Annotated in this window: 22 protein-coding genes; 13 read left to right on the plus strand and 9 right to left on the minus strand. The window is 48.5% G+C overall.

The annotated features are described in order from the left end of the window. Positions 1 to 4: 4 nt before the first annotated feature. The 3 genes from DDZ13_RS08140 to DDZ13_RS08150 all read left to right on the plus strand — a co-directional run bounded on the left by DDZ13_RS08140 (position 5) and on the right by DDZ13_RS08150 (position 4,466). Positions 5 to 2,050 (plus strand): DEAD/DEAH box helicase, encoded by a 2,046-nt coding sequence (locus DDZ13_RS08140; protein ID WP_110130953.1) that lies wholly within the window; start codon positions 5 to 7, stop codon positions 2,048 to 2,050. Continuing rightward, on the plus strand, positions 2,043 to 3,233 hold the full coding sequence (locus DDZ13_RS08145; protein ID WP_110130954.1) for a GIY-YIG nuclease family protein: 1,191 nt from the start codon (positions 2,043 to 2,045) through the stop codon (positions 3,231 to 3,233). Before DDZ13_RS08140 ends, DDZ13_RS08145 begins: the two co-directional genes overlap by 8 nt. Positions 3,234 to 3,419: 186 nt before the next feature. Continuing rightward, positions 3,420 to 4,466 carry a toll/interleukin-1 receptor domain-containing protein gene (locus tag DDZ13_RS08150; protein WP_110130955.1) on the plus strand — a complete coding sequence of 349 codons (1,047 nt, stop codon included), beginning with the start codon at positions 3,420 to 3,422 and terminating at the stop codon, positions 4,464 to 4,466. A gap of 242 nt (positions 4,467 to 4,708) precedes the next feature. On the opposite strand, the gene DDZ13_RS08155 is transcribed toward DDZ13_RS08150, so the two are convergent. The 3 genes from DDZ13_RS08155 to DDZ13_RS08165 all read right to left on the minus strand — a co-directional run bounded on the left by DDZ13_RS08155 (position 4,709) and on the right by DDZ13_RS08165 (position 6,891). Next, complete coding sequence (locus DDZ13_RS08155) at positions 4,709 to 5,347, minus strand: hypothetical protein (protein WP_110130956.1); 639 nt, start codon at positions 5,345 to 5,347, stop codon at positions 4,709 to 4,711. A gap of 80 nt (positions 5,348 to 5,427) precedes the next feature. Further along, entirely contained in the window at positions 5,428 to 6,078 is a 651-nt protein-coding gene (locus DDZ13_RS08160; protein ID WP_110130957.1) for a hypothetical protein, read from the minus strand. A 192-nt stretch (positions 6,079 to 6,270) separates the two neighbouring features. Continuing rightward, positions 6,271 to 6,891 (minus strand): hypothetical protein, encoded by a 621-nt coding sequence (locus tag DDZ13_RS08165; protein ID WP_158279846.1) that lies wholly within the window; start codon positions 6,889 to 6,891, stop codon positions 6,271 to 6,273. A 373-nt stretch (positions 6,892 to 7,264) separates the two neighbouring features. Here DDZ13_RS08165 and DDZ13_RS15335 point away from each other — a divergent pair, with 373 nt between their 5' ends. Further along, positions 7,265 to 7,816 (plus strand): hypothetical protein, encoded by a 552-nt coding sequence (locus DDZ13_RS15335; RefSeq protein ID WP_146209303.1) that lies wholly within the window; start codon positions 7,265 to 7,267, stop codon positions 7,814 to 7,816. A gap of 87 nt (positions 7,817 to 7,903) precedes the next feature. Here DDZ13_RS15335 and DDZ13_RS08180 read toward each other — a convergent pair whose 3' ends face one another. The 4 genes from DDZ13_RS08180 to DDZ13_RS08200 form a co-directional block, all read right to left on the minus strand. Beyond that, a complete protein-coding gene (locus tag DDZ13_RS08180; RefSeq protein WP_110130961.1) occupies positions 7,904 to 9,247 on the minus strand; it encodes a relaxase family protein in 1,344 nt (447 codons plus the stop codon). After that, entirely contained in the window at positions 9,241 to 10,806 is a 1,566-nt protein-coding gene (locus DDZ13_RS08185) for a hypothetical protein (protein WP_146209304.1), read from the minus strand. Before DDZ13_RS08185 ends, DDZ13_RS08180 begins: the two co-directional genes overlap by 7 nt. A gap of 124 nt (positions 10,807 to 10,930) precedes the next feature. Continuing rightward, positions 10,931 to 12,322 (minus strand): tyrosine-type recombinase/integrase, encoded by a 1,392-nt coding sequence (locus DDZ13_RS08190; protein WP_110130963.1) that lies wholly within the window; start codon positions 12,320 to 12,322, stop codon positions 10,931 to 10,933. Between the two features lie 758 nt (positions 12,323 to 13,080). Continuing rightward, positions 13,081 to 13,716 carry a helix-turn-helix domain-containing protein gene (locus tag DDZ13_RS08200; protein WP_110130965.1) on the minus strand — a complete coding sequence of 212 codons (636 nt, stop codon included), beginning with the start codon at positions 13,714 to 13,716 and terminating at the stop codon, positions 13,081 to 13,083. 353 nt (positions 13,717 to 14,069) lie between these two features. Between DDZ13_RS08200 and DDZ13_RS08205 the strand changes: the two genes are divergently transcribed. The 8 genes from DDZ13_RS08205 to DDZ13_RS08240 all read left to right on the plus strand — a co-directional run bounded on the left by DDZ13_RS08205 (position 14,070) and on the right by DDZ13_RS08240 (position 21,118). Then, entirely contained in the window at positions 14,070 to 14,459 is a 390-nt protein-coding gene (locus DDZ13_RS08205) for a hypothetical protein (RefSeq protein WP_110130966.1), read from the plus strand. 77 nt (positions 14,460 to 14,536) lie between these two features. Continuing rightward, positions 14,537 to 15,478: a hypothetical protein gene (locus DDZ13_RS08210; RefSeq protein WP_110130967.1), complete on the plus strand. Its 942-nt coding sequence runs from the start codon at positions 14,537 to 14,539 to the stop codon at positions 15,476 to 15,478. Between the two features lie 32 nt (positions 15,479 to 15,510). Beyond that, the gene (locus tag DDZ13_RS08215; protein ID WP_110130968.1) at positions 15,511 to 15,834 is read left to right on the plus strand and encodes a DUF2695 domain-containing protein; all 324 of its coding nucleotides are present in this window, start codon (positions 15,511 to 15,513) and stop codon (positions 15,832 to 15,834) included. Between the two features lie 79 nt (positions 15,835 to 15,913). Next, on the plus strand, positions 15,914 to 16,735 hold the full coding sequence (locus DDZ13_RS08220) for a DUF3800 domain-containing protein (RefSeq protein WP_110130969.1): 822 nt from the start codon (positions 15,914 to 15,916) through the stop codon (positions 16,733 to 16,735). Positions 16,736 to 16,810: 75 nt separating this feature from the next. Continuing rightward, on the plus strand, positions 16,811 to 17,581 hold the full coding sequence (locus DDZ13_RS08225; protein ID WP_110131145.1) for a DUF1883 domain-containing protein: 771 nt from the start codon (positions 16,811 to 16,813) through the stop codon (positions 17,579 to 17,581). A gap of 45 nt (positions 17,582 to 17,626) precedes the next feature. Then, positions 17,627 to 18,364: an HNH endonuclease gene (locus DDZ13_RS08230; RefSeq protein ID WP_110130970.1), complete on the plus strand. Its 738-nt coding sequence runs from the start codon at positions 17,627 to 17,629 to the stop codon at positions 18,362 to 18,364. Between the two features lie 80 nt (positions 18,365 to 18,444). Beyond that, positions 18,445 to 19,245, plus strand: coding sequence for an endonuclease/exonuclease/phosphatase family protein (locus DDZ13_RS08235; RefSeq protein ID WP_110130971.1), 801 nt, complete (start codon positions 18,445 to 18,447; stop codon positions 19,243 to 19,245). Positions 19,246 to 19,828: 583 nt separating this feature from the next. Next, a complete protein-coding gene (locus DDZ13_RS08240) occupies positions 19,829 to 21,118 on the plus strand; it encodes a Gfo/Idh/MocA family protein (RefSeq protein WP_110130972.1) in 1,290 nt (429 codons plus the stop codon). A 65-nt stretch (positions 21,119 to 21,183) separates the two neighbouring features. Here the strand turns inward: DDZ13_RS08240 and DDZ13_RS08245 are convergent, their stop codons facing one another. Further along, entirely contained in the window at positions 21,184 to 22,482 is a 1,299-nt protein-coding gene (locus tag DDZ13_RS08245) for a Gfo/Idh/MocA family protein (protein WP_110130973.1), read from the minus strand. Between the two features lie 19 nt (positions 22,483 to 22,501). Further along, the gene (locus DDZ13_RS08250; protein ID WP_110130974.1) at positions 22,502 to 24,049 is read right to left on the minus strand and encodes a DUF1080 domain-containing protein; all 1,548 of its coding nucleotides are present in this window, start codon (positions 24,047 to 24,049) and stop codon (positions 22,502 to 22,504) included. A gap of 518 nt (positions 24,050 to 24,567) precedes the next feature. Between DDZ13_RS08250 and DDZ13_RS08255 the strand changes: the two genes are divergently transcribed. Continuing rightward, positions 24,568 to 25,563, plus strand: coding sequence for an NHL repeat-containing protein (locus tag DDZ13_RS08255; protein ID WP_158279847.1), 996 nt, complete (start codon positions 24,568 to 24,570; stop codon positions 25,561 to 25,563). Positions 25,564 to 25,583: the final 20 nt, after the last annotated feature.

The following is a 25,583-nucleotide window of genomic DNA, read 5'->3' on the forward strand; positions in this document are numbered from 1 at the left end:
TTTCATGAAATCAGTTCCATCCATTTCCGTTACCTACGCACAGAAGGGCACGTCCGCAGCCGCCAATGAATTGGGCATGCGCCCGATGCAGGAACGCGCCTACCAAAAGCGCGGCGAACAATACTTGCTGATTAAATCGCCTCCGGCTTCAGGTAAGAGTCGCGCTCTCATGTTCATCGCACTGGACAAGCTCCAAAACCAGGGTTTAAAGCAGGCCATCATTGTGGTGCCGGAAAAGTCAATTGGCTCCAGTTTCCACAATGAACCGCTCAGTAAATACGGCTTCTTTGCGGATTGGGTGGTCGAGCCCAAATGGAATCTTTGTAACGCCCCAGGCTCAGAAGGTGGCAAGGTCAACTCGGTAAAGGCTTTCCTCGACGGAGACTCCAAAGTGCTCGTTTGCACACACGCTACTTTCCGTTTCGCCGTCGATAAGTTTGGCGTAGAAGCCTTTGATAACTGCCTGCTGGCAGTCGATGAGTTCCACCATGTGTCAGCGAGCCCTGACAACAAGCTTGGGGCGCATTTGGGCGATTTTATATCCCGGGGCAAAACCCACATTGTCGCCATGACAGGCTCCTATTTTCGTGGGGACGCAGAGGCCGTCCTTCATCCCGAGGACGAGGGCAAGTTCGATACCGTCACTTACACCTACTACGAGCAATTAAATGGCTACGAGTATCTAAAGCAACTCGACATTGGTTACTACTTCTACACTGGCCGCTATTCGGATGAGATTCTTCAAGTGCTCGATCCGAATGAGAAAACAATCATTCATATCCCGAACGTGAATTCACGGGAAAGCACGAAGGATAAAATCCGTGAAGTGGAGCACATCCTCGAAGAGCTAGGTGATTGGCAAGGCACCGATCCCGACACGGGCTTTCAACTGGTAAAGACCGCTGAAGGCAAAGTCCTTAAAATAGCAGACTTGGTTGATGACGATGCTGCCAAACGTGACCGCGTTTCGACTTCACTGAAAGACCCTGCTCAGAAAAACAACCGTGACCATGTGGACATTATCATCGCCCTTGGCATGGCCAAGGAGGGCTTTGACTGGATTTGGTGCGAGCACGCACTGACAGTCGGCTATCGCTCCAGTCTTACCGAGATCGTTCAAATCATTGGACGCGCCACCCGTGATGCACCCAACAAGCGTAAAGCTCGTTTCACCAATTTGATTGCTGAACCGGATGCAGCCGAGGACGCTGTCGTTGAAGCAGTCAATGACACGCTGAAGGCGATTGCTGCCAGCTTGCTCATGGAGCAGGTGCTTGCGCCACGCTTCGAGTTCAAGCCGAAACGTCCTGATAGTCAGCCGAGTGAAGGCTACGATTATGGCGAAGACGGCTATCAGCACGACAAGCCGAATATCGGCTTCAACGAAGAGACGGGCAAAATCCAGATGGAAATCAATGGTCTGGTGGAGCCAAAGAGCAAAGAGGCTCAACGAATTTGTCAGGATGACCTAAACGAAGTGATTACTGCCTTCGTTCAGGATAAGGATTCCGTCGAGCGCGGTATGTTCGACGAAGAACTCGTGCCCGAAGAACTCACTCAAGTTCGCATGGGCAAGATCATTAAGGACAAGTATCCAGAACTCGATGATGACGATCAGGAAGCAGTCCGTCAGCACGCGGTGGCCGCACTGAACCTGATCCAAAAAGCAAAAGAGAACATCATCGACACTGGCGATGGCGCACCGACCGCAAACACCGCGCTGATTGATGGCGTGCGTAAGTATGCTATGGATGTGAAGTCGCTCGACATTGACCTTATTGACCGGATCAACCCCTTCGGCGAAGCCTATGCGATCCTTGCAAAGACCATGAGCGAGGAACGCCTCAAGCGGATCAAGGAAGTCATCGAGGCGAAGAAAGTCAGCATGAGCCTCGAAGAAGCGCGTGAGCTGGCGAAACGTGCACTGAAATTCAAAAATGAGAAAGGCCGTCTGCCTTCGTTGACCGCAGCCGACCCATGGGAAAAACGCATGGCGGAAGGCGTGGCCTTCCTGCAACGCAAAGCAAAGGAGGATCAAGCAGATGCCTAAAAAGGTCAGTAAAGAAGACTTGGATCTTCTCAATGAGCTGGGCGTCGATACCGCGCCCCAAAAACAGGCTGCACGCACTCCTCGTGAGCAGCGTATCATCGCTGGCTACGAAGAGATTGAACGCTTTATAGAGCAGCATGGCAGAATGCCGGAACACGGCGAAAATCGCGATATTTTCGAGCGCCTATACGCTGTCCGATTGGATCAAATCAGGAAGCAGCCCGAATGCCGTGAAGTCCTCAAAGACATTGATGTAAAGCGATTACTCGACGTGCAGGACGACGTGAAGTCCGCAGTCGTGAATGAGGACGAGGCGAGTGATGAGGAGCTTTTGGAAGCTCTGGGGGTGGCCAATGGCGTCGCTGATGACATCACAGAGTTAAAGCACGTCCGCTCCAGTCAGGAAAAAATGGCAGCCGAAGAAATCGCGCAGCGTATACCTTGCCGCAACTTCGGCGTGTTCAAGCCACTCTTCGAGCAGGTGCAGAGCGACCTGGAATCCGGCTTCCGTAAAACCCTCAAGTATCAGGACAATGGAGAAGTCAAAAAAGGCGATTTCTTCATCGTCGAAGGGCAAAAGGCGTATATCGCAGATTGGGGCGAGCCCTTTATCAGCAGCTACAATAAGCCAGACCGCCGCTTGCGTGTGATCTACGACAATGGGACTGAGAGCGACTTGCTTCTACGTTCAATGCAAAGGGCATTGAATCGCGATGAATCAAGCCGTCGTGTCACCGACCCGACTCTTGGCCCATTGTTCTCCGATCAGGAAGAGGATGACGATCAAGCCGTTGGCTACGTCTATGTCTTGAGAAGCAAATCAGACAATCCGTTTATCGCCGAAAACCGAAAGGTGATCCATAAGATCGGCATCACCAAAGGCTCCGTTCAGCAACGCGTCGTCAATGCCGCCAAAGACCCGACCTATTTGCTTGCAGGTGTCGAAATCGTCGAAACCTACAAGGTTTCTAACCTCGACCTGAAGCGACTCGAAAAACTCCTTCACAAGTTCTTCGATCCGGCACGCCTCGACCTGCAACTGAAGGATCGTTTCGGCTTTGACGTGGAACCGAGAGAGTGGTTCCTCGTGCCACTGCCGATCATTGAAGAAGCAATTCAAAAACTGATCGACGGCACACTCCCGAGACACCGCTACGAACCTAAGGAGGGGCGCATAGTTTGAGTTATAGAATTTCACTAGCTGAACCCGATGAGGCATAGAAGGCAAACAACAGGTCGAAATTTAGATGCCGATTCAGCTTTGCTCGGGTTAGCTGATTTTGGACTTTTTGCGGAGAAAATGCCGCCTTGCTTCTCTTCAGAAGGGTTTTCACTCTGGATTCTGTACGAGTTAGAGACTGAATAACTTATGACTACAAAAACTGAACCTGACATTTTCATCAGCCACGCAGTAGACGACAGCGATCTCATTGAGACACTTATCGACTTCCTTCAAACCGGATTAGACATACCGGCGAAAAGGTTCTTCTGCTCATCTTCAGCGGGACTCGGACCCAAGAAAGGCAAAGACTTCCTTGAAGTAATCAAAAGCCAAATAAACTCTCCTGCTTTGGTTATATCGGTTGTAAGCAAGAACTACTACGTATCAGAATTCTGCCTTTGCGAACTAGGTGCCACTTGGGCAATGTCTAATGATCACCTGCCTATTGTCGTCCCCCCATTAGCATTTCGTGATGTTCAAGGTGTCCTAAAAACCACTGAGTCCACCATGATTAATGATGAGACAGAGCTAGACGAACTTGGGGATGCCATTTGCGAGACTCTTGGATTAGGAGCAAAAAACACAGCCCGCTGGAATTCCAAGAAGAGGAAATTCCTTGAGGCCTTACCGGATATAATAGCCAAGCTACCTAAACCGGACAAAGTATCAATTACTGACTATGAAACAGCCCAAAAAGAACTAGCTGATTCAAAAGATTATATCTCGGACTTGGAGGAGGAAAAAAGTCAGCTAGAGAAAAAAGTTGAGGCCCTCAAAAAATGTAAAAATGCCGAAGAAGTCGAAGAGGTTGAAGAGGAATTCGATGAATCTGACGATCAAGAAAGATTTGATGCACTAATTAAAGAGGTCGCTAATTGCGTAGGAAACTTCGACAAGGAGATCGCCAGATTTATCATTCATAACTATTTTAACAAACCATACACACCCGACTTCCAAACCTATCAGGATGAGTATGATCAGGCCATATCAAGTAATTACCTCGTAGATAGTGCAACTGATGTAAACTATGAGAATCGAAAAGTAAGTCGCTTATCGGATGCGCTGGATGATTTAAGCTCAGCAATGAGAGGTGAGGTATTCTCTACTGAATTCGTCGAGAACTACGAAGATGAGTATGATATTAACTTCGAAGCCAATAATGCAGATTTCTGGTTTCAGCACTTCGGCATATAGCCGAATCAAGCTAAAGCATCCCGACGCGCCAAGGAGCACCACAGTAGTGCAAATACACCTTTTCCTGCAAATTCATCGACGGATGTTGAATTGATCATACAGGCCATCAATAAAGCCGTCTCTAAGGCCAATAAGTTTCTGTAAGTGCTTGAGGATAGCACCTGGGCAAGACGAAAAGGGCGCGCTGCCGAACGCTGTCGCAGATATCTGATGGTCGGACCAACCTTCCCCGCTTAAACCAACTATTGCATGAAAGTGACGACCCCACAATTATGGCGCACGGCTCTGAAATCGCCGAACTCACCGCGCACCTCTGCAAGGTAGCCGGTTTGAGGTTCAAGTATGCACCCTCGAATTGAGTTTTCGTAATCGAGCCAAAGCCTGCTCAAGATTTCAGATGGAGAGAACATCTCGAAATGTGGGCTTAGCTCCTTCCGCAACCCTTCAGTAATTTGTAGGCTATCGAATGGGTGTTTAGGAGGTAAATCCTCCCAGATCTCGATGACTGAATAGACCTCTTCGTTCTTGGCGTCTTCTTTATATGAAGTCGGAATGATAAGGCGCACTTCGTCGCGATGGTTGACTGAAATCGTTTCACCCTTTTTGAGGTGCAGCCTTATCTCGAACCCCGGTATGGGGCTTTCTTCTCGACGGTCCGGCTCTTTGTATTCGATTAGCGTGACATCTTCGATGCCGCCTCCGAGGTCATCAAGGACATCTGAAAAGATTTCAGATACGAAACTAAAAGTTTCGGTTGGGCGGTCGAGTAGAGCGATAACGTAGGTGTTGTCGCGCAGACGGTATAATTGGCGAGGCGAATCTGGCGAACTGATGAGGCAGAATTCCGTAATCTTAATATCTTTATGTGTTAATTTTTTCATTTTTGGGAGTGAATATGCTACTTTTAAAGTGCGCTTTTTGGGTGCCCTTTGGAAGCGGGGCACCGCGCATATGATAATTTTTAATATGAGTTTCTCTGGTCGTCGTCGGTGGAAGTGACTAGGTCGAATACGAAAAGGAATCTCAGCGGCTTTACACTGAACTCCATGAATTCACCCGTAATTACGATCCGCTCAGTCAGAAGCGGTGGTTCGACTGCAAGGCGAAAATCTTGCCATAAAATGTGGACAAGATGAAGCTGCTGGCCCTCGTCCGAAAGGGATTCAATCGTTTCGACGAGTCGATCGGTGAGTAGCATCATATCGAAATGCCGAAAGGGAGTCGCACCCCACATTTTGTGAGGGGAGATTAGTGGGCTTTGCGTTCTATTGAGCGATTTGTACGGATCCTGGACATAGAGGTGGTCGTACGTGTTTAATACAATTGCACGTTGTGTTTTGAGTTGAATGTAGAGTGTCTTTTCCGGCCAGGGCAGAGAGCTTATCATGGCTTCATTTCGGATGAAAAATACATCTAGAACTTCGATACTATCGTTTTCGGCTATATACCGAGCTAGCGCACTGGAGGCGAAAGCAAAGAGCAGGTCTCCACTTTTTCGTTCGACGATTGCGAAGGTAATAGAGGAGACCTGAAAAAATTGGTTGTCCGCGTATTTGGTGGATAGCAGAGATGCGTTTTTAAGGAGGTGTAATGGAAGATTAATTTCGTTCATAGGTGGATGTAATGTTTAGTTGTTAAGTGTGTGATTAGGTGGATGAAAAAAAGCCCGCCAGGAATGATGCCTGACGGGCTCGTGAGATCGCTTTCTTCTAAGCGTACGTGATCTGTATTTTGTAGGATTATATCTGGGATTGGGAGGTGCCGGAACGGTGCGTAACCTGTCCCATACACTAGGCCGAAACAGTCATGCTGAGCGTTGATTCAGCTCTGGGTAAGAAATCGGGGCAGCTTGAGAACTCTGTTCTAGTTCAAACTGCCACCGGCTAATATGTCGGGCCACGGCTTTGGAGTGTTTCAGCGTGGTGCGTTTTTGAATCACAGCGCTTGCTGCATATCCGCAAAGGTATGGGACCTCGGACTCATGCATGCAGAGCATGTCGGCAATTATAGCCTTTTGTTTTTTAGAAGCCGGGAGTTTAATCCACGCTTCATTCATCATGTTGGTAGGCAATAGATGATTACAATTGTCGTCATCTGCGAGTTCGTCACGTAGCCAACAGGGTCCTTCCAGCCTAAGCTTCAGGACTTTTTTCAAAGTTGGAATCCATACAGCGAACTTCCAGCCCCGATCTCGCCACCAGTGGTGCGGCAAGCTTAATGGTGACTTTGGCGACAGCCATCTTCGGTCGAAGCCATCGGGACACCGCATTTTTGCCGAGATCAGATTCGCTTGTTCATTTTTTGAGACGCATTGGAAAGAATGGAGTAATTCCAAGGTTTGAGGGGGAACAGCCATAGGGACTTTAAAGCCCTTAGCTGTAAATTTTGACTTATACATTTTACGTTTTTTCTGATTTTGAGGCACGCGTAAGCGTCACTCTGCAACCTCTGCAGAGCACAAAAACAGATTATCCAGGTGCCAAAAGGAGACCACGGAACGAGGTCGACAGCACCTTAGTCGGAGAACGAAGAGTTCTCCCTACACGTCCAGGAACAGACTATTTCTCAGCTCTATAGATCATCATCCCACGAATAGGCCATGATACGGCTTCGTCTTCGAGGGCATCCAGAGCAAGCTCTGACAATCGACGGAACAGACGACTTCGGGAGACATCCAACTGATCCGATAAATTATCAATTCGATCCAACTCCTCCTTGGGTAGCCGCATTGTAAACGTTTCTGAAGACTTCATGAATTATGTCTTGCAATGTAAGACAAAAGGAGCAAGTTTAAAAGTATGAAAGTAACTGAAATCGCCAGGTCTCTTCCCTCTGAAGCTAAGGATTCGTTCCGCTGGCGATTCGCAACGCCTAGCTTAATCTATTCGATTCCGCTTTTGAAGGGACAACCCTTTGGAAGCCCCGTCGCAGTTGGTGAAAAATTCCATTCTTCGCTAGAAAGGTTTTGGTCAGGTCAACACGTTGAGCCTTGGTTTTATGGTGCCTGCCTCGGAGTGATGGCCGGCGTCGAAGAACTTGGCGTTGATATAGCTACTATCCGCACCGAGGTCGCGATAAGGTCCAATAAAACATGGGGTGTAATTGATTTCATTGGAAGTAGCGGCGACAGAAGTATTGTTGGAGAAGTTAAGACAACCTGTGGCAAGTTCTTGAGGGCTCCCAGTCCAGATGAAGTCTGCCAAGCATCATTGTATGGTGCGTTACAGGGTTCAGAAGCGCCGCTTTTGGTTTTCTTCCGCGTCTGCTTCAGGAGTAGCCGAGTGGCAGTTTACCTTTCCGATGAGTGCAAAGAATACATTGATCGGGCCAAAGAAATTTTGGCTGCCTAATCGTTTCATCCGTAAAGTCAGGACTCATCAACTACTGAGGCAGAAAGATGGTAGTTGTAGCCATCCAATTCGTAAATGAGTTCAGATTCACATGGTAGGTGGACTCTGGTCATCTCTAGTAATGCGGGAATCAGGCTCGACCAATATGGTTCCGGAGGGGCTTCTTTTTTTGTCACGTGCTTCGCGGTAATCTTGACTGTTAATGTCCCGGCGGCGGAATAGAAAAACAGATCGCAGCCACTTTTGGTGGAACGGCAGTGGCTGAAGCCGCTCATCTTGATGATGTGGGTAGTCTTCGTCTGATCGTCTTCGACGTGCAGCAAGCCTACGCAACCTCTGTTTGATTTGTTGGAGGAAGGCGCTGATTCCAAGTTGTCCATCATGCTCGACATAATCTCTTTGAACTCGTGCTGGTTGCTTTCGACTGATTTCATGCGACTGTTTAGGTTGATGTTGGCACTCTGGACCATTTTCAGTTGTTTGCGGACCGGAACCAAATGGTCGCGTATCCGCTCGTTTAGTGGACTTTCTGGGTTCATTATTTACTTTCTCCTTTGCGGGTTGATGTGGTTTACCGTATTTTTTGACCATTCGGGCGTAGCGTCGCTCCAATCCAAGATTAAGTTGATTGGTTAGTGCATCTTCTCGCTTTCTAATTTCTTCTGGATTGCGATATAAAGCTGGCGCATTCTTTTTGAATTCCAGCCATTCTTGGTAGTCAAAACCCTCAGTATATTTGACGCCTCGGAGGCGAATATTTTTCTGGCTCGATTCTTTAGGTCTAATCCCGATGTAGCCCTTACCTTTTTTTACTTGGAAGCCTTTTTTGTCCAAATGCGAGCAGATGTCGTTGTAGCTTCTCAATCTCCCCTTTCTTAGAAGCTGACATATTTCGGCATCCGTATCTATGAAGATACTTTTGTTACGAGCAGGAATCGACCTTTTAGGTACACATTCCAGTCTAGCTCTCTCGGGGTCATCAGGAGATGCAAGCCCGAATCGAAGGTTGAGTAGCTCCTGAAGAGCTTTCAATGGCTTTTGATCCGAGCCAACCCAGTATGGTTGAAAGCGCTTTCCAGTGCCTAGGTGGGTATTGATGATGACAAAATGTAACTCATCGCGGTCATGCTCAGTGTGTAATATCCAAACGATGTGGATGTCGCTTCGATTGATACCAGTGCAAAAGAATTTCTCCACGCGTTTCTTGATTGAGCGAAGTACATGATCTCGACCAAATTTTTCGTACGTTGTTTTCTCAATCGTGACTACACCGGATGTATACGCTCTTTTGTATGGGCTATTTGCAATTAGCTTTCTCGCGATTTTCACTTCTAATTCGTTGTATTCAGAAGCCACCGGCCTTTCTTTCTCACACAGATAAACGAATGGGTCTGAGTCAGCGCCCCCTTGATGGAGTATTTTTATTAGCATAGCTTCTCCTTGATAAGTTTGATCTCTGTCTCGGTATCGTAGAGTGTCTGAAGAACAAAATTCGAATTGAATGGCTCAAACTCTTCTGTGGACTTCTCGATTGTTTGACAAAGTTGGCCGAGATTTCCACCGAGCCCCTGCAATAATGTCGCTGCGTCTTCTAGCGGTCTCAGTGTCTCTCGATTCTTTGGATTATATCGGCGGCAAAGACTCCTTATGTAGTGGGACCTCGATTTTGTATGATCGGGTATTTTAATCGAAGACTTCTCTAATTGACTAAGGCGTATTGGCACCTCCTCGATTTTCTTAACTGATTCCAGCCTCTCCTCTTCTTCGACTTCGATCTCAAGTGGTGGGAAGCTAGGGTAGTGACCTTTAAGCAGATCCTTGGACGGAAAGCTGGCGAGTAGCCTTTGGGTCGACTCGATCTGATCGAGTATCTCTGATGCTTGCTCAACCTCGGAGTAAATACTGGCCTCTTCTATATTCCTCTTTATTCCGCTCAATCCGATGAGGATAGAAGCTTTAGGCAGATCCAGTGATTGGCATAATCGGATGATAGCTCTCCTGTGGGGATCTGTACCTGTAATTAAATCTAAAATTAATTCTGAATTATTGCTGCCTGGTGGAACTTTCTTTTCGAGGGATTCTTTTTCCGCAGTAGAAAACTTAACGTGTATACCAGTTGTTTTTGTCTGCGTGTCATTTGTATCCGCGATAGGAGGTACTACAACCGTAGTATCGCCAGCGTCTGTATCGCTGATACCGGTTTTTGTCTTCGTATCAACGGCTGTATCCACAGATTCTGTCGATGTTTTTTTGTTTCTGTCTTGGTCAGTATGATCAGCTGCCTTACTTGGTGCGGTATGATCAGGCTTCGGTGGATCCTTTATCTGCTTTTGCTGCTCTACGCGCTCTTGCGCATATTTTAGGGCAGCCGCAGACGTGATCCTCTTTACCGATGTTATGACATGCGGTGACTTCTCGGGAGTATTGTCATTTGAGATTCGCCTTTCATCCTTGATGGCGATATCTTCCGACCCTTGTCGGCCAATGGGGGTGGATCCTAAGGAGGGGGCAGCGCCCACCTCCTCAGCCAGCTCACGTCCGTATACCTGATACGGCGTGTTTGCTGGCTGATGTGGAAATTCAGGCTTCGCCTGATTGTTTTCGCCTTCGGCGATTAGGTATTCAAATGCATCCGCAAGTAGCGGATGGTTCCTGATGTCCATAGGGGACATCTTCGAAGGGATCTCTTCAATTAGATGCCTTTCACTTAGAGTCTTTTTGAGAGATTGATTCCAATGGTCGAATTCTTCGTCTGGGAAGGTAAATTCGCAATATGGGCGAACTGTGGTAACTGCGCAGCCGGCAACGTTGAACAGGAATTCGAGGGTCTTGTAGATCGAGTCGAGGTCACCCCCCAGATGGTCCATGCTTGGAAGGACCAATAAGTTTTTTCTGTTTGAGATTAAATCTAATCCGATCGAACTCCAGGGATCTTCCTCATTAACGTCCGTGTCTGATAATAGATTATAAAGGCGAATTCCGGTCTTCATTTGAAAAAGGCCCTTGTCGTGTGAGGCAGCGGCATCCCATGAATGATATGCGACGCACCCGGACATTTTCTGTGACAAGCACTTCTGCTTCAACTCGCTAATTATGCTCATGGTAATTCGTCGTTCACTGTGTCGTGGATACATCATTGTTAGATGTATCCACGTCGTTACCTTTGGTCTTGAGGAGCTCTTCTCTCATACGCTTTGAGATGAATTCCCAGTTATCCGCACTCATTTGATCGAGAAGATTGAGAAGATGTATCGTGGATACGGGTTCTGAGCCTGTGGAAGCAACGCCACTTAGAGCTTCCGGCATGGCTGTTTTTAGCTCACTACGTATGCGCTCAGCATCCGACTGGAAGTAATGCTTAAGGATCACCTGCGTATCCACGTTTCCGCAAATCTTCTTGATATCTTCGAGGGATACCCCGCCTCTCAGTGCCATGGTCATCCAAGTCGTTTTCAAGCCGTGGAATGACCTTACTGGGCGTCTTCGTGAGCCGCCGGATTCACCGGTTAGGCGGATCGAGGTTTCTGGATTCTCATCGTCGGTAAAGCCTATGCGCAATAACAGCTGAGAGAAAGACTTACTAAAATATTGTGACTCTCTGGCGTAGAGTCTTCGAACCAACGGAAAGACGTATTCTTCATCAACTCGTGCCTCCTCAGCGTTTTTCAGGACTTCTTCTAATTGTCCGAAAAACGGGATCGCGACTGGCTTTTGGGTTTTGCCCACAGCAGGCACGAAAATGATGCGTTTCTTCATGTTGACCGATGCCCACTTTAAGGTGCAACAGTCTCCCAAGCGCATTCCAGTCGATATTGAGGTTACCGTGATCTGATATAACTCCGGGTCTTTCTCCGCCTCATGCAGGATTTGTTCAATTTGCTTTGGAGTAAAAATTTCCTTGGTGGTAGTGATGTGATACTTTTTAGGGATTCCCCGGAACGGGTTCCCGTTTTGTAGTTCTTTCTTTTCTAGAACTGTCCAGAGTCCCTGTAATCCAACTCTGACGTCATCCAATGTTTTGGCGCTACAGTTGGTTTTGGTTAGATAGAAAGCTAAAAAGCCTTCAACCATATTCCTGGTCACCTCATGGGCGTATGATATATTCACATGGCGTTTATTCAAGAATTCGAGAAACAGCTGGCACCTATTCTCTATTTGCTCAGCATATTTGGGTGACCACGGCTTCGTTCTCGGGAAGTTTTTGGCTATCTTGAATAAATCTTTTAGATCAACTGGCTTGAACTCATTACCAGTCATGGCCTCGTATACTTTTTCCCTTAGTTGGCGTTCGGATTTACCTTCTTGGAATTCTTTCTGAAGCGCCTTTTCTTCGGCCAAAGCCTCGCCCCTGGATCGTTCGAATTCAGCATCACCCTCATTTTTGAGCCTCAATCCGTCAGGTGGTTTTCCTCGGTAATGTGTATTAAGAGGGAATGCCTTTCGCTTCCCATTAACAGTTAAGCGTGCGTAGAAACGCTTGGAGTTTTTTCTTAGTTCGAGGCTCATAGTACTGCCTCCTTCTCCGTTCCCTCTTGCGCTTTAATCTCAGGTTGGCTGACCCTCTCAAAAATTAAGCGTACTGCCTCGGGCGTGAGTTTACCTGCGACATTTCTGATTTGGTGCCGCGGTATTGGGAGAGAGTGGAGGATTTCGTAAATTTTAGTCTGTCCCGGCATTCCTGGAAGGCGACTCAGCTCCGCCACGGTGTAAGGGCGGACCTTCCCCCAGATTGTGGAAGTTTGGCCCGTATTGATCTTTTGGGGCCACTCACTGGCCCACCTGTCCAAATCACGCACGAATTCCTCTGGCACATCACGCATCGCTCCCGCGACAGTAACTATACTGATGCGGGCGCTTTCGCTTAGTGTTACGAACCTTTGGGACATAGCACATACATATTAGTAGAGTTCTACTTTTTTCAAGAATAAAATAGTAGAGCTCTACTATTTAGGCAATGTAGACAATCACAACACTCCAAAAGCTATACCCGGTCACAATCATGGGACTGCTCAATTTGAACACAAAATCGTAGTTGGCACTCAACAATGTATCCGAAAGGGATATGCATTCGATTTTCTCAGACGGGACACTTTTTGGGCATGGACTAAACAGACCACCGGTAATCATCTCCCCAGCAAAACGATCTCCGTCAAATACCCAGTAGGGAGTACGGTATACACGAATACAAAAGCGATTTACTGGCCTTTTGCCATGAAGTACAAACCAAGAAATAATCGTCCAAGATATCTCGGAACCTGTGTTACTCAGTCTCTAGGCTTTAGCGTGCCAAGCTCACTCTTGAGCGCTTTATAACGCGCATGACTTTCGTCTAATTCCTCTTCTATTGAGAAGTTTTCCAGATTCAGCAGCTTACGCTTTGAAAAGGCCTCAGCTAACCCGTCGCTGTCGACCAGATCATCCAGATTGTCAAATAAAGCATGCACGAATGCGTCCGAGGTATGAAACTGTGGATTGTTGCTGTCTTCTGTATCTTTGGCATCCAGATCACCTGCAGCTTCCATGATCTCCTGTAGACAGGCGGTATACCGTTTAAATATATTAGAATACATCAAACGTCTCATGTAGCGTTCATTCCATTCTAGAAACCACTGGTGAGTGTAAGGCTCATCCGAAGGTCTTGGAATGCGTGTGCTTGTGTCGATCCTTGTAGCCGATAGTCCGGGGAGTCCATTCCCGCTATCCCGGACGTAGCCACAGCCTAAGCGGTTTGCTATTTTTTTCACCAGCTCGTGAGAGTAAGGTTTAATGCCGTTCTCCGCATCTTTGGCCGTTCCTTGTGCGATGCCTACTATCTTGGCCAACTTCTCTTGGGTTAGACCTGCAATTCGGCGAACTTTACGAAGATTGTGAACTCCCTGGCGTTTCTCCTGTTTGGGCATAAAAGTAGAACTCTACTGCTTTTATTGGGAATGCAAGCTCTAAGCCGTTCTGGGAGGTACGACCCGTGAGTCTTTCACTAGGACTTCGGATTGCGATGCCATAGAATTTTGCCTCAAGCCCACCATGAAACTCTGCTCCGAACAAAGTAACTAGGGCATCCGCTTTAGAGGCTAGAAGAACTTGGTTGAGCGTGATATCTGAATTCTAAGGGCTACCGAGATGTAGGTAGAGCAAAACGGGCAAACCTTGACGAACTAGAGGATTGCTGGTGAGTTAATGCTATGTTCCGAACCCTGATTCTCTCAGTTCGTAATTTTCGGAGTGTTACTGATAATACTGTTCAGCGAAAGAAATGAAAGCAAGATTCATAGCATCAGAAGGCCCTTGGCTTGAAGCGACATTGGAAGTCGGTTCCACAATCCTGAAGGTCATGGATGAGCTTACAATTGACGATCGATACTCCCCTGAGATTAACCAAGAAATAGAAGTCGAGCTTTCCATGCTTCTTGATGATGACGAAAGCTGGGATGATATATTTAGAGGTAACCCAGAAAAGAAAAAGACAATAGAGAATATTGAAGGGTGGAGTTATCGAGCATTTGGTGAAGTAATTTCGATCAACCCAGTCGTAGTTGATTGCGGATTAATCAAAGTCCATGATGTAGTTCACGCGAATGATGAAAGAGTTATCGGTGAGCATGTCGGATTCACAATCACGAGGCTTGATGCGACCTATGCCTAAACAAGCTGAACCAGGCGATAGTGGACAACTCCGTTCGCTGCGCTCACTCCGTACCACTATTGACGTTGGGTAAAAATATGAAATTAGTCACACATATCTTTGCTTACTTCGCGTGTGTATACAGCTTACTTGGGACTGCTCAGGAAACTGAAATACTCATCTATAAAGGCGAAGAAAAGTGGCTAAGCTCTACCCCCCTATGGGGCTACTTCCCAGGCGAAGAGGAAAGCGATGAAAAAAGATTAGCCTTCATGGTGGCCAACGAAATGAAAAATACGAGAAGTAGCTGCTGGCGGGGTTATCATGGAACATGGAAGATATCAGATGATAAACTGTGGCTCGTAAAGGTTGAGCCACAATTCCGCCAAAGTGAACAAACCAGAACGATTAAAACTAAGGATGGTAGAGAGATTAACACCTACTATGGAGAGTTTCTTCCGAAACAGGAGGAACTCCCTCTATTTGCTGACTGGTATACTGGAACACTGAAAATCCAAATGGGAGAGCTACTTAAGTCTGTTAACCAAGGTTTCGCATCAATATACGAAAAAGACCTCTTTATCGAAGTAGAGAATGGAAAAGTTATCTCTGAGAAAATCAGAAGAAATTCAGATAGTTATAAGACTCGATCTTCTGCAGATCTAGCGTGGGTCGAACTAGGAAATAAATTGGTCGAAGATGATGAAGAATGGATTGATGCTCGAACCATTACCCCGACTATGTTGAAGGAATCTATCAGGACGAGAGGCATATTATACGTCGATAATCAGAATCAAGAGCATACGATGTTTATCCCGGAGTCTCAGCTTACGGAACATCTAGTTTTTAGACTGAAGCTTGAAAGTGAATTCGAGGATCTCCCCGTTCCAGGTTCGCATATAGAACTAACCGGTGCCATTGAAGAGGATAAAGAATCTCTATTGATATCGGTAAAGAAAATACGAGCATTGTTGCCTGGAGAGACGATTCATCACCCTAAATATAAGATACCGAACCAGACGCAGGTGGCAACGCCGTAGGCGCACCACTGTTCGACGTTGGCTGAAAGAAAATGAGCAAGAAAAGCAAAGCTGAACGCAGGGCCATCGTTAAAGAGCTTAAAAGAAAAGAAGAAGAGAATGCGTTTGCAGAGAAGCCCATTCCGAATGGCGATCTGAAAGCATTGTTCGAGCACCTTGAGACAGCTCTAGCTGGGGAAGAAAATGGAAAGAGAATTGTTCTTTGCGATCACACACTAAACAAATCGAGAGCCTTTCTTCAGGCCCGAGGCATTCAAAATATCGAAGAAATTTGTGAATGGTTCGGTGAATATGGAGGCTTCTGTGATTGCGAAGTCACCTACAATGTGACCGATTACTGGGAGGAAAGAATCTGAGCCAACCAGTCGGTGGTATCAACTCCTTTACGCTCCGCTTCACTCCGCGATACACCTCTAACGTTAGCCAGAAAGAGAAATGAAAGTATGTTACTGCGATGAAACTGGAATAGGGACCGAACCTATAGGCGTTATGGTGGGAATTGTGGTCGATTCATCTCGCATGCACGTAACAAAAGAACACTGGGGAGGCCTACTTGCTGAATTATCGAGAATTGTTGGGCGTCCATTGCAAGAACTCCACACACACCAATTCTATGCCGGCTCTGGTGTCTGGAAGAATTTAGACGGGCCCGATAGGGCAGAAGTAATCAGTGTTATCTTCGAGTGGCTTGAAGCTAGAAAGCACCATGTCGTCTATACAGCAGTCTTGAAAGGGAAGTATGAAGAGAGTCTTAAGGCAGGTCTTCTTCCTAAGGAATTAGGGAGCTTGTGGCGATTCATGGGCTGTCACATCATACTATCTATGCAGAGAGCCTACCAAACGGAACCAAAGAAAAAGGGTAATACGATTTTTGTCTTTGATAATGAGCATCGTGAAATGGTTGACTTTATTGACCTCATTAAAAACCCACCCGCATGGTGCGACACATATTACAATAAAAAGAAAAAACAGAATCAGTTAGATCAGATCATTGATGTTCCTTACTTTGGTGATTCAAAGGATGTAGCACTAATTCAGCTAGCTGATTTTGTAGCATTTTTCATTCGGCGGTATGCCGAGATAAAGGAGAATCTCGTTCCGCCTAAGTATACCGATGAAAAAGAAAAAATTAATTCTTGGGCGAAATATATTTCCAAAAGGTCTATAGGCAGAACTTCGATATTTCCTAAGGTAGGTCGTTGCTCATGCGCGGACTATTTCTTTGATCACGCACCTGAGAGCATTAGAAACCTATAAAAGGCTAATCAGTCGAGAGTGGCAACGGCATTCGCCGCGCCACCTCTTGACGTTATGGACAGAATGTTACCTACAATGCAATTTATACACAATGACCTTGGCCACAGAAGCGGTGGCGAAATAGTGGAAATCACGTTAACGAGTGGGGCAAATGTCCGATTGATGGACAGCTCGAATTTCTCATCATACAAAAACGGTCGGCGTCATACATATATTGGCGGTCTGGCTAAAACGTCGCCTCTAAGACTGCAAATCCCACGTTCTGGCCACTGGCATGTGGCTATTGACATGCAGGGCTTGAGGGGGAGCACACGAGCAAGCGTGAGAGTTTTACCTGGAGCACTCCCTGATATTCGAGAGGCTCCACTTTCTGCCGCGCCGGGACTAGTTCGTGAACTTACGCCGCCGTCTCCCGATGCATCGGGTCGCGTTCATGACGTCTTTATATCCCATGCTTCTGAAGATAAAGATGCGATAGTAAGACCATTAGCCAATGCGCTCATCTCGGAGGGACTTGATGTCTGGTATGACGAATTCACATTAAGAATTGGTGACAGTTTGAGGCAGAAGATTGACCAAGGCCTTGCCCACAGTAGAGTTGGGCTCGTCGTTCTTTCGGCTTCGTTCATTACGAAAGGGTGGACTAATTATGAATTGGATGGAATTGTTACTAGGTCGGTCTCAGGTGAGCAGATTCTGCTGCCGATATGGCACGGTCTTACTAAGCAGCAGGTGATGGATTTTAGCCCATCGCTTGCTGACAAAGTCGCTCGCAGCACGGCAACCCACACAATTGAAGAGATCGCATCAGAAATTGCTGAATTGATCCGATCCAAATCAAAATGAACAAAGACGGCATAAAGAAATTAGTGCACATAATTCTGGCGTTAGATGAAAGAATTTCAATTTCACGACATATACTCTCTAGTCTCACTGATCGACAGATCCGTGCATTACGAGGAGCAATTCTGGAACCACGATGAAGAGATGTTCGTCGCAGCATCGGCTAAGTTTTCGAGAGATACTTTGTTACACTTGTATACAGTCACACGCGCCTACAACCACTATCATCGAGATTTTAGAAAAAATGGTGACCTTATCGAAGAAGACGAGCTTGAACACTGGATGTCACTTTTCGCAAGCTACGGAGTGAAAATTGTTCCACTCAAAATCGAAGATGAAGAAGAGGCAGAAAAGTGGATGGACGATAATCAAGACAGCTTCCTAGATTTATTTGATAAGATGAGTGAAGAAGTCTTTCATATTCTATTTCCAAATCGTAACTTTCTCATAAAATTCAATAGATTGGTTGCAGAGCAGATACAGGAAACCAAATACCCAACAAACGTATTAACAAAGAAAGGAACGATAAAGAGGGTAAGCATTCCTAAATGGGTTCAAAACGCAGTCTTTCACAGAGACAAAGGGCGATGCATTTACTGCAATACCGACTTAACCGGAATCGTAAACACGCTTACTACTAAGAATTTTGATCACATTGTCCCACTTGATATGCATGGAGCTAACGACCCATGCAACATACAGTTGGCCTGCGAAAAATGCAATAAGAGCAAGTCTAATACAGAAGCCTCAACAACCAACAAGTATCACCCATGGTGGCCCGAATAAAGAATCTATCGAGGCAGTCGTATTAAATCCGTTACGCGCTCCATGCTTCACTACGTGATATACTTTGACGTTAATAAAAAATGAATAGACCGTTCGATAATTTAACGACAAATTCGAGTGCTTTTTCGGTCTCCTGTCTCTACTGGAACGTTAGAGATGGCGTCACCGAAACCACTTTTGAGAATCAGATCAGCTTTCTTAAAGCAGTACTCGATGAACTAATTCCAGATATCGTCGTATTGTCTGAGGCGAATCGGCCTCAATTCCCTAAATCGACATCTGCTTCAGTTATAACAATCAAAGGATATGAGAATAAAGGATTTTTTCCTTACACCGCTAGTTCATCTGAAAGTGGCAGAGGTTTCATAGTTTTGATTAGGAAGGAAATGATCAGCTCGGGTTGTATCGAAGTTGTGAATACACAATACGATGATTTTATTCGTTTCAATTGCCGTACAACGACCAGTAATTTTACGCTCGATGCAATTCACAGAAAAAAAGGGAATAATAAAATATATGAGCAATTATCCAAAGAGCCATTTAGTGGCTTGATAGGTGACTTTAACTCAAAGTGTAATGATGTCCTTTCGAAATTACCTACTAAAGGCACTGTATATGTAGAATGCCCAAGCACCATTTGCCCGGGGGCTTTTGTTCCGATATCTGGCTGGAGGCATGAGCAGTTTGCAACCTGCGTGAATGAAAGTAATGAGGGTGACGACAAGCCAGTTTGCAGTAGAATAGATCATGCATTCGCTTTTGGTGTTGACTTAGAACTGATTCATATTGAGCGCCTTTTTGGATCTAACCATATTCCTATCTTCGGACGTTTCTTTCTTAAAGCAGCTCAAGTCATGTGCAAACGAGACGGAGCTGGGTAACATCGCTAATGCGCCATGCCAGACCGCGACGTTGGGCAAAAGAATAGTTGCAATCAAAACCCAAAAATTAAATGGTCGATAAAGAAATCCGAGAAGGAAGTTAGGAAGAAAATCCAACCTCCAAAGAAGTATACCACTAAGAAAAACGCATTTTTGAACATCTACGAATGTTGGCGAAGACTTATGAATGCTCGGCCGATTTCTGAGGAAAATAACCAAATAAAATACCAAAAATTGGGACAGAAATGCCATAAGTCACTGATTATTAGGACTCGAATTTCCGCCTCATAACCTGAAGGTCCCTGGTTCAAATCCAGGCCCTGCACCCAATTTAAAAGCCCACTGGTAACAGTGGGTTTTTTTATTGCAGGTGCAAACTGGAGTTGAACCAGTCGGTTCTACCGAGGCGCTTCAGCGCCGACACAGGAGGAACGCAGTGATCGACCAAACAATCCAGGCCCTGCACCCAATTTAAGGTCGTCACCTACGGTGGCGCCCTTTTTTTGGGCTCGTTTTATGTGTTTTGTGGTCGGTCAATATTTTCAGCCTTGTCCGATGTCTTTGCCTGCACAGTTTCCAGTTTATGAGTATTCTACCGCGCCGTCAGTTTTTGAAAACCGGGGCCGTTGCTTTAGGGGTGGCGCCGCTTATTCTCAATCGCTCCTTTGCCGGGTCGGTGAATGACGAGGTCCATCTCGGTTGTATCGGCGTCGGTCAGCGGGGTGGGGTCAACCTTAAGAACTTTCTCAACACCAAAGGCGTCCGGGTCGTGGCCGTCTGCGATGTGGATGCCAAGTTTGCGGCCGAAAAGAAGGCCTGGGTGGATGAGTTCTACGGTAACAAGGACTGTAAAATCTTCGAGCGCCACGAGGACCTGCTCGCCTTGAATGGACTGGACGCCGTTTGTCTTAGCACGCCGGACCACTGGCATGCGAAGATCGGCATCGATGCGGCCCATGCCGGCTTGGACATTTACGGGGAAAAGCCCTTTGCCTGGGGACTGGTCGAGGGGCGAAAGTTGGCCGATGCGGTCAAGCAGAACGGCTGCGTCTGGCAAACGGGATGCTGGCAGCGTTCGACCGGTCCTTTTCGCCGTTTTAAGGCGCTCATCGAGCGGGGTGTTCTGGGGAAGATGCACCGCTACGAGTGCGGCACGCCCGGCGGCTGGGGTGAGCGTTTCCTACCGCCGGAGGATGAGTGGGCGGAGCGCATCGGCAAGCCTCCGGCATCCCTCGATTGGGAGCGCTACTGTGGGCCAGCCGGGAGGCAGACCTATCATCCTGTACTTCATCCCTGGAATTGGCGGTGGACGAATGTTTTCGGCGGCGGGCAGCTGCTGGACTGGGTCGGGCACCATGTGGATATCGCCATGTGGACGCTGGGTCTCGATCACACCGGCCCGGTCAAAGTGGAGGGCAGCGGCGTAAAAGCTCCGCACCCTGTTTACGATGTTTACACTGAGTATCAGTACGACGGGACTTTCGTGGATGGCCGGGTCTTCGAGGTACGCAGCGACTTCTGGGGTGCGAAGTTTACCGGTGAGAACGGATGGATGCATGTCAACCGTAACGGGTTGTTCGCCGCAAGCGATCCGGACGCAAAGGAGGGTGACCGCCGCCACCCCATGCTGAGGGAGTTGCCCGAGGATTTTCAGAACCGCGTGCCGTCGCACTTTGAGGATTTTATCAACTGCGTTCGGACGCGTGAGACGACCGTAGCACCTGCCGAGGCCGGGCACCGTGCCGCCTCATTCGGTCAACTGGCGATTGCTGCTATTGATGCGGGGCGCGCCCTGCATTGGGATCCGGGGGCGGAAAAAGTCATCGGCGATGATGAACTGGCGAAGCATCCGCGCCTGGACTCAAGGTTATGAAAAAGCCCGGGGCGATGAAACCCCGGGCCAGTAAATCCAAACGATAAACGAGAGGTGCCTGTTTACTAGGCGTTGAGCACCTTCCAGTCGCTGTGCGCGCCGGGCACGGCCGGTTCCATGTCGGGCATGTCGACATCGCCTTTCTCGAAATCGATGGCCGCGGGTGCGAGTGTGCCATTGTAGAATTCCGAGTCGGCATTTTCCGTCAGGTCGGACCAGCGAATGAGCTTGCCGGTGTAGGCTGCCATACGACCGCCGACAGCCAAGAGCGTGGCTTCGGCCACCTCGCGGGAACGGTTGATGGGACCGCCCTTGCCGCGTATGCCTTTCAGCAAGTCGACATGCTCCTGAACCATGCCAGCCGAGTGATCGACCGTCACCGGTTTGATGGAGACATCCTTACCAAAGGCGCGGGGGCCGTTGGTGTAGCCCTCGGTGCCGCGGAAGGTTTCGCCTACACGGTTGTAGCAATCCGCGATTTGTCGGCACTGACTGTGGATGTGGACGCCGTCACCAAAGTCGAAGTCGACGTTGAAGAAGTCGAACTGATTGCCGCCGGCGACCTCGCGGCGTGCGCAACCACCGTAACCAATGAGCGCTCTCGGCGGGCGGCCCATGATCCAGTTCATGACGTCGAGCTGGTGCACGTGTTGTTCGACGATATGGTCGCCGGACATCTCGGTGAAGTTCAGCCAGTTGCGGGCGAGGAAATCGCGGTTATCCATGTCCGGCTTGCGCTCCATGGTCCAGAGGGTGCCCATGTTCCAATAGACCGCACCACCGACGACATCACCGATCGCACCGGCTTCCACCTGAGCGATCATTTCAAGATAGTTTTGTTGGTGGCGGCGCTGTGTGCCGGCCACAACGGAAAGTCCCTTCTTGGCGGCCAGTTCCCCGGTCTCCATCACGCTGCGCACGCCCGCCGGATCGACCGCTACCGGCTTTTCGATGAAGCAGTGCTTACCCGCTTCGATACAGGCCTTGAAGTGAACGGGGCGAAAATTCGGAGGTGTTGCCATCAGGACAACCTCGGCATCGGAATTCGCGACCTTATGGTAAGCATCGAAGCCGTAGTGCCCAACGGAACTGTCCAGCTCGAAGCGTTGGAGGGCACCATTGAGGCGGTCCTGGAAAGCATCACACACCGCGACGATTTCCGTCTCGATGCCTAAGAGCTCCGTGGCTTGGAGAAAGTTTTTCAGAGCGCCTTTGCCCCGGCCTCCGCAGCCAATCAATCCGACTTTGATTTTGCTGGTATTCAGGCCGTTCACGGTCTGAGCGCCCAAAATATTAAAGGCGGGAATGGCCGCGCCGGTGATGGTGGCGGCTTTGACGAAGTTTCGACGGGTGATGTTCTGCATAGGTACCTAGTGTTCTGTATTATTTATGGTTCGGTTTTGGATAATCCTGGTTCAGTTCCAAATATGTATCGCTTATGGTTCGGGAGGGTACGCCTTCGGTTGGAATGTCGGCCTTTGCCGTCCAGAGTAGTGCATTGAGCACAACTTTACGGAAGTCGTCGTCCTGCCAGTTTTTGTGAAAATGCCCCCCGGTGAAACCGAAGCCGCGACCGCCGTTGGGACGCTCATAAGCCCAGGCCACGTGTTGCGGCTCTCCGGCCTCGACGGCTGCCATTACGGTCGGGTTGCTGCCGCGGTTGGTGTCCTTGGCGCGGGAAGTCAGTGTTCTCACCGGAGGTATCGCCGAGAGGATCGGCGTGACTCCTTCCATGCCGGGTTGGAAGCGCATGTGGTAATACCATTCGTCACGGATAGTAAAGGGCTGCACGCCCTTCGTGATGGGGTGGTCGGGCAGTTGGTCGAACGACGCATCCCAGTGCGGGTTGACCGACCAGCCAATTTCAAAATAACCGCCGATCCAGTCGAGAAATTGGGGCCCGAGCTCATCCGGGTGCACTTCGGTGGCAAAGTGCAGGCAGGCTACGCCAACGCCGGCATCGGTGAGTGTCTGGATCTTATCCTGATGCTCCTTGGCCATGTGACGGCGGAATCCATCACAATACATGACAACGGTGTCCGGATTGTCATAGCCGACCCACGGCTCGGGCCAGGTTCCCTCCGTTTCCACATGGGCAATGACGTCGGTCCCGCTTTCATTGAGGCAGCGGGCCAGGAGTTGGCTGCCGGCGTTGTGCTCATGGGCGCCGTAACCATGGCTCTTTTTGCCCGCAAGGAAGAGAATTTCCTTTTTATCGCCCGGCTCCAGCTGACGGAGCCGGATGTTGCGGAACTTGACCTGCATGGGCGGGCCCTGGTGCAGTTGCAAGGCAATGAGGCCCGATTTCAGGCGGTCTTCGGCATTTTCATAGAATGCCGAAACCGTCACCCCGTTAATCATCTGAATCACCTGCTTGCCGCGGGCGATGATATGGTACTCGTTCCAGCCGTCCATATCGACGGCGGACAGAATTTCATCCCGGTCGCCGATTTCAGCCATAACTTTTGGTTTGGTCTTTTTCTCGCCGACCAGTGTTTTTTGTCCGCGATGTGCCAAAATCCCTTTGTGCCGTTCCCCGTAGGCGATCCCCATATACTTCGGGTTTTCCGCGATATCCGCCTGATAGCCGCCAACTACCCAGTCTTTACCGTCAACCGGAAAGCTGCGATATTGGATGCCGCTGTTGTGGTTGCGCAGCTTAAATTCCACCTTCAGCTCAAAATCGGCGACGTCACCGCCTTCCCAAATGAGAAAAGTGTTGTGCGGTGTTGTTATATCCTTGGTCGTCTCGCCGACAATGGCGCCGTCTTCAACCCGCCAGAAGCGCGGGTCCCCGTCCCATCCCTTCAGGGTTTTACCGTCAAATAATTCGATGAATTCCGGCTGGGCCGAGGTTGCATGAACCCCGGCGAAAAGGGCTACAGCACTGACAGATAGGGAAAGTAGGGGGCGAAATGGGCTCTTTTTCATTTAAACGATGGGAGGGATTATACTGACGCTTGGTCTGGAAGCTTCAGTCTATGAGCAATTGTCAGCCTTATCTTGTGATTGTTCCGTTTTATCCGGTGCGGATCAGTCAACTTTCGGGGCCGGATTGCATGATTTCTTTAGTAGCCTTTCACTGTCTTTGCTGGCAATCTTTTTAGGATTTTCGGCCCTCATTATTAGACGATTTCCGTCAAATGCCCCACCTGAGCTAATTCCTCGATTGCAGCCTGAAAGAGGAATTACTTTGATGTGTACCCTGTCCTTATACCGTACAGGACTTTTTTAAAAAGCGGCTTGTCAGTTTGTGGGGATCGATGCCTAGTGAATTCAGCTACTTTTTTGACAAAATACACTGTCCAACCTCGTATAAAGTTCTTTCGTTTCAACGAAAGCTTATCTTGGGAATGACCTACGAAGCCCATTTACCCTTTTCTATCATGAAGCGTATGACTTGTCGCACGTCCCTTCCTAACTATCTGGCCCTTGGGGCTACACTGTTCATGCCAGTCGTGGTGTCGGCCCATGTCGACCCCGGGACAAGGCCCGGAGCGCATGACCACCATCATTCCGTTGTGGTGGGCCACGGAAAATATCAGTATGAAGCCGTTCCCCATTGGGGAGAACTACCGGGAGGCAAGTCGATCGGTCCGACCCACGGCGGCGTAGTGGTCGATTCTCAGGATGGCCGGGTCTACGTATCGACCGACGCCGAACATTCGATTCTGGTTTATGAGGCGAACGGAACATTCGTGGAATCGATCGCTCCGCAATGCCGCGGTTTTCACGCCATGGATATTGGCAGGGACAACCGGGAAACCGTCATTTACGGGGCGCAACTGAAAGACACGCTCAGAGTCTGCAAAATCGATACGGAGGGCAACATCCTGATGGAAATCTCGGCCGAGACGCACCCCGACCTTCCAGGAGGCTGGAAAGGCGTAACCGGTGTGGCCGTGGCACCCGACGGGAGCATTTTCTGTTCGATGGGCTATGGATCCAACCTGATTCACAAGTTTGGGAAGTTCGGTGATTACATCAAAAGTTTTGGGGGCAAGGGGAAGCCTGAAGCAGGCAAAGTCGTCACGCGTACCAGTCATGGTTTGAAGGTCGATACCCGTTTCGATCCGCCCCGCCTGTTGGTGTGCGACCGTGAAAACCGCCGGCTATTTCATACCGATCTCGAGGGGAAGTGGATTGGTGAGATCGTCACCGATCTGAGACGCCCCTGTGCGGTTTCCATTTTTGGTAACCTCTGCGCGATTGCCGAGTTGGAGGGCCGTGTGACCTTGTTGGATAAAAAAGGGAACATTTTGACCCATCTGGGCGACAATCCGAACGAAAAACAGTGGGCAAACTTCAGAGTCGAGTTGGACGCGATTGATGAGGGGCTCTTTACTGCGCCGCACGGTTTGAGTTTTGACGAAAATGGTAATATCTATGTGCAGGACTGGAATGCGTCCGGGCGAATGACGAAACTGAAGCGTCTATCCCAATGAAGTTCCCAGTGCCCCAATTT

It is taken from the genome of Coraliomargarita sinensis (genome assembly GCF_003185655.1).
Classification (GTDB): domain Bacteria; phylum Verrucomicrobiota; class Verrucomicrobiia; order Opitutales; family Coraliomargaritaceae; genus Coraliomargarita_B; species Coraliomargarita_B sinensis.

Coding starts and splice junctions, on each gene's coding strand:
- DDZ13_RS08140 (WP_110130953.1), top strand. CDS start 5: ATGAAATCAGTTCCATCCATTTCCGTTACCTACGCACAGAAGGGCACG.
- DDZ13_RS08145 (WP_110130954.1), top strand. CDS start 2,043: ATGCCTAAAAAGGTCAGTAAAGAAGACTTGGATCTTCTCAATGAGCTG.
- DDZ13_RS08150 (WP_110130955.1), top strand. CDS start 3,420: ATGACTACAAAAACTGAACCTGACATTTTCATCAGCCACGCAGTAGAC.
- DDZ13_RS08155 (WP_110130956.1), bottom strand. CDS start 5,347: ATGAAAAAATTAACACATAAAGATATTAAGATTACGGAATTCTGCCTC.
- DDZ13_RS08160 (WP_110130957.1), bottom strand. CDS start 6,078: ATGAACGAAATTAATCTTCCATTACACCTCCTTAAAAACGCATCTCTG.
- DDZ13_RS15335 (WP_146209303.1), top strand. CDS start 7,265: ATGAAAGTAACTGAAATCGCCAGGTCTCTTCCCTCTGAAGCTAAGGAT.
- DDZ13_RS08180 (WP_110130961.1), bottom strand. CDS start 9,247: ATGCTAATAAAAATACTCCATCAAGGGGGCGCTGACTCAGACCCATTC.
- DDZ13_RS08185 (WP_146209304.1), bottom strand. CDS start 10,806: ATGAAGACCGGAATTCGCCTTTATAATCTATTATCAGACACGGACGTT.
- DDZ13_RS08190 (WP_110130963.1), bottom strand. CDS start 12,322: ATGAGCCTCGAACTAAGAAAAAACTCCAAGCGTTTCTACGCACGCTTA.
- DDZ13_RS08200 (WP_110130965.1), bottom strand. CDS start 13,716: ATGCCCAAACAGGAGAAACGCCAGGGAGTTCACAATCTTCGTAAAGTT.
- DDZ13_RS08205 (WP_110130966.1), top strand. CDS start 14,070: ATGAAAGCAAGATTCATAGCATCAGAAGGCCCTTGGCTTGAAGCGACA.
- DDZ13_RS08210 (WP_110130967.1), top strand. CDS start 14,537: ATGAAATTAGTCACACATATCTTTGCTTACTTCGCGTGTGTATACAGC.
- DDZ13_RS08215 (WP_110130968.1), top strand. CDS start 15,511: ATGAGCAAGAAAAGCAAAGCTGAACGCAGGGCCATCGTTAAAGAGCTT.
- DDZ13_RS08220 (WP_110130969.1), top strand. CDS start 15,914: ATGAAAGTATGTTACTGCGATGAAACTGGAATAGGGACCGAACCTATA.
- DDZ13_RS08225 (WP_110131145.1), top strand. CDS start 16,811: ATGCAATTTATACACAATGACCTTGGCCACAGAAGCGGTGGCGAAATA.
- DDZ13_RS08230 (WP_110130970.1), top strand. CDS start 17,627: ATGAAAGAATTTCAATTTCACGACATATACTCTCTAGTCTCACTGATC.
- DDZ13_RS08235 (WP_110130971.1), top strand. CDS start 18,445: ATGAATAGACCGTTCGATAATTTAACGACAAATTCGAGTGCTTTTTCG.
- DDZ13_RS08240 (WP_110130972.1), top strand. CDS start 19,829: ATGAGTATTCTACCGCGCCGTCAGTTTTTGAAAACCGGGGCCGTTGCT.
- DDZ13_RS08245 (WP_110130973.1), bottom strand. CDS start 22,482: ATGCAGAACATCACCCGTCGAAACTTCGTCAAAGCCGCCACCATCACC.
- DDZ13_RS08250 (WP_110130974.1), bottom strand. CDS start 24,049: ATGAAAAAGAGCCCATTTCGCCCCCTACTTTCCCTATCTGTCAGTGCT.
- DDZ13_RS08255 (WP_158279847.1), top strand. CDS start 24,568: ATGCCAGTCGTGGTGTCGGCCCATGTCGACCCCGGGACAAGGCCCGGA.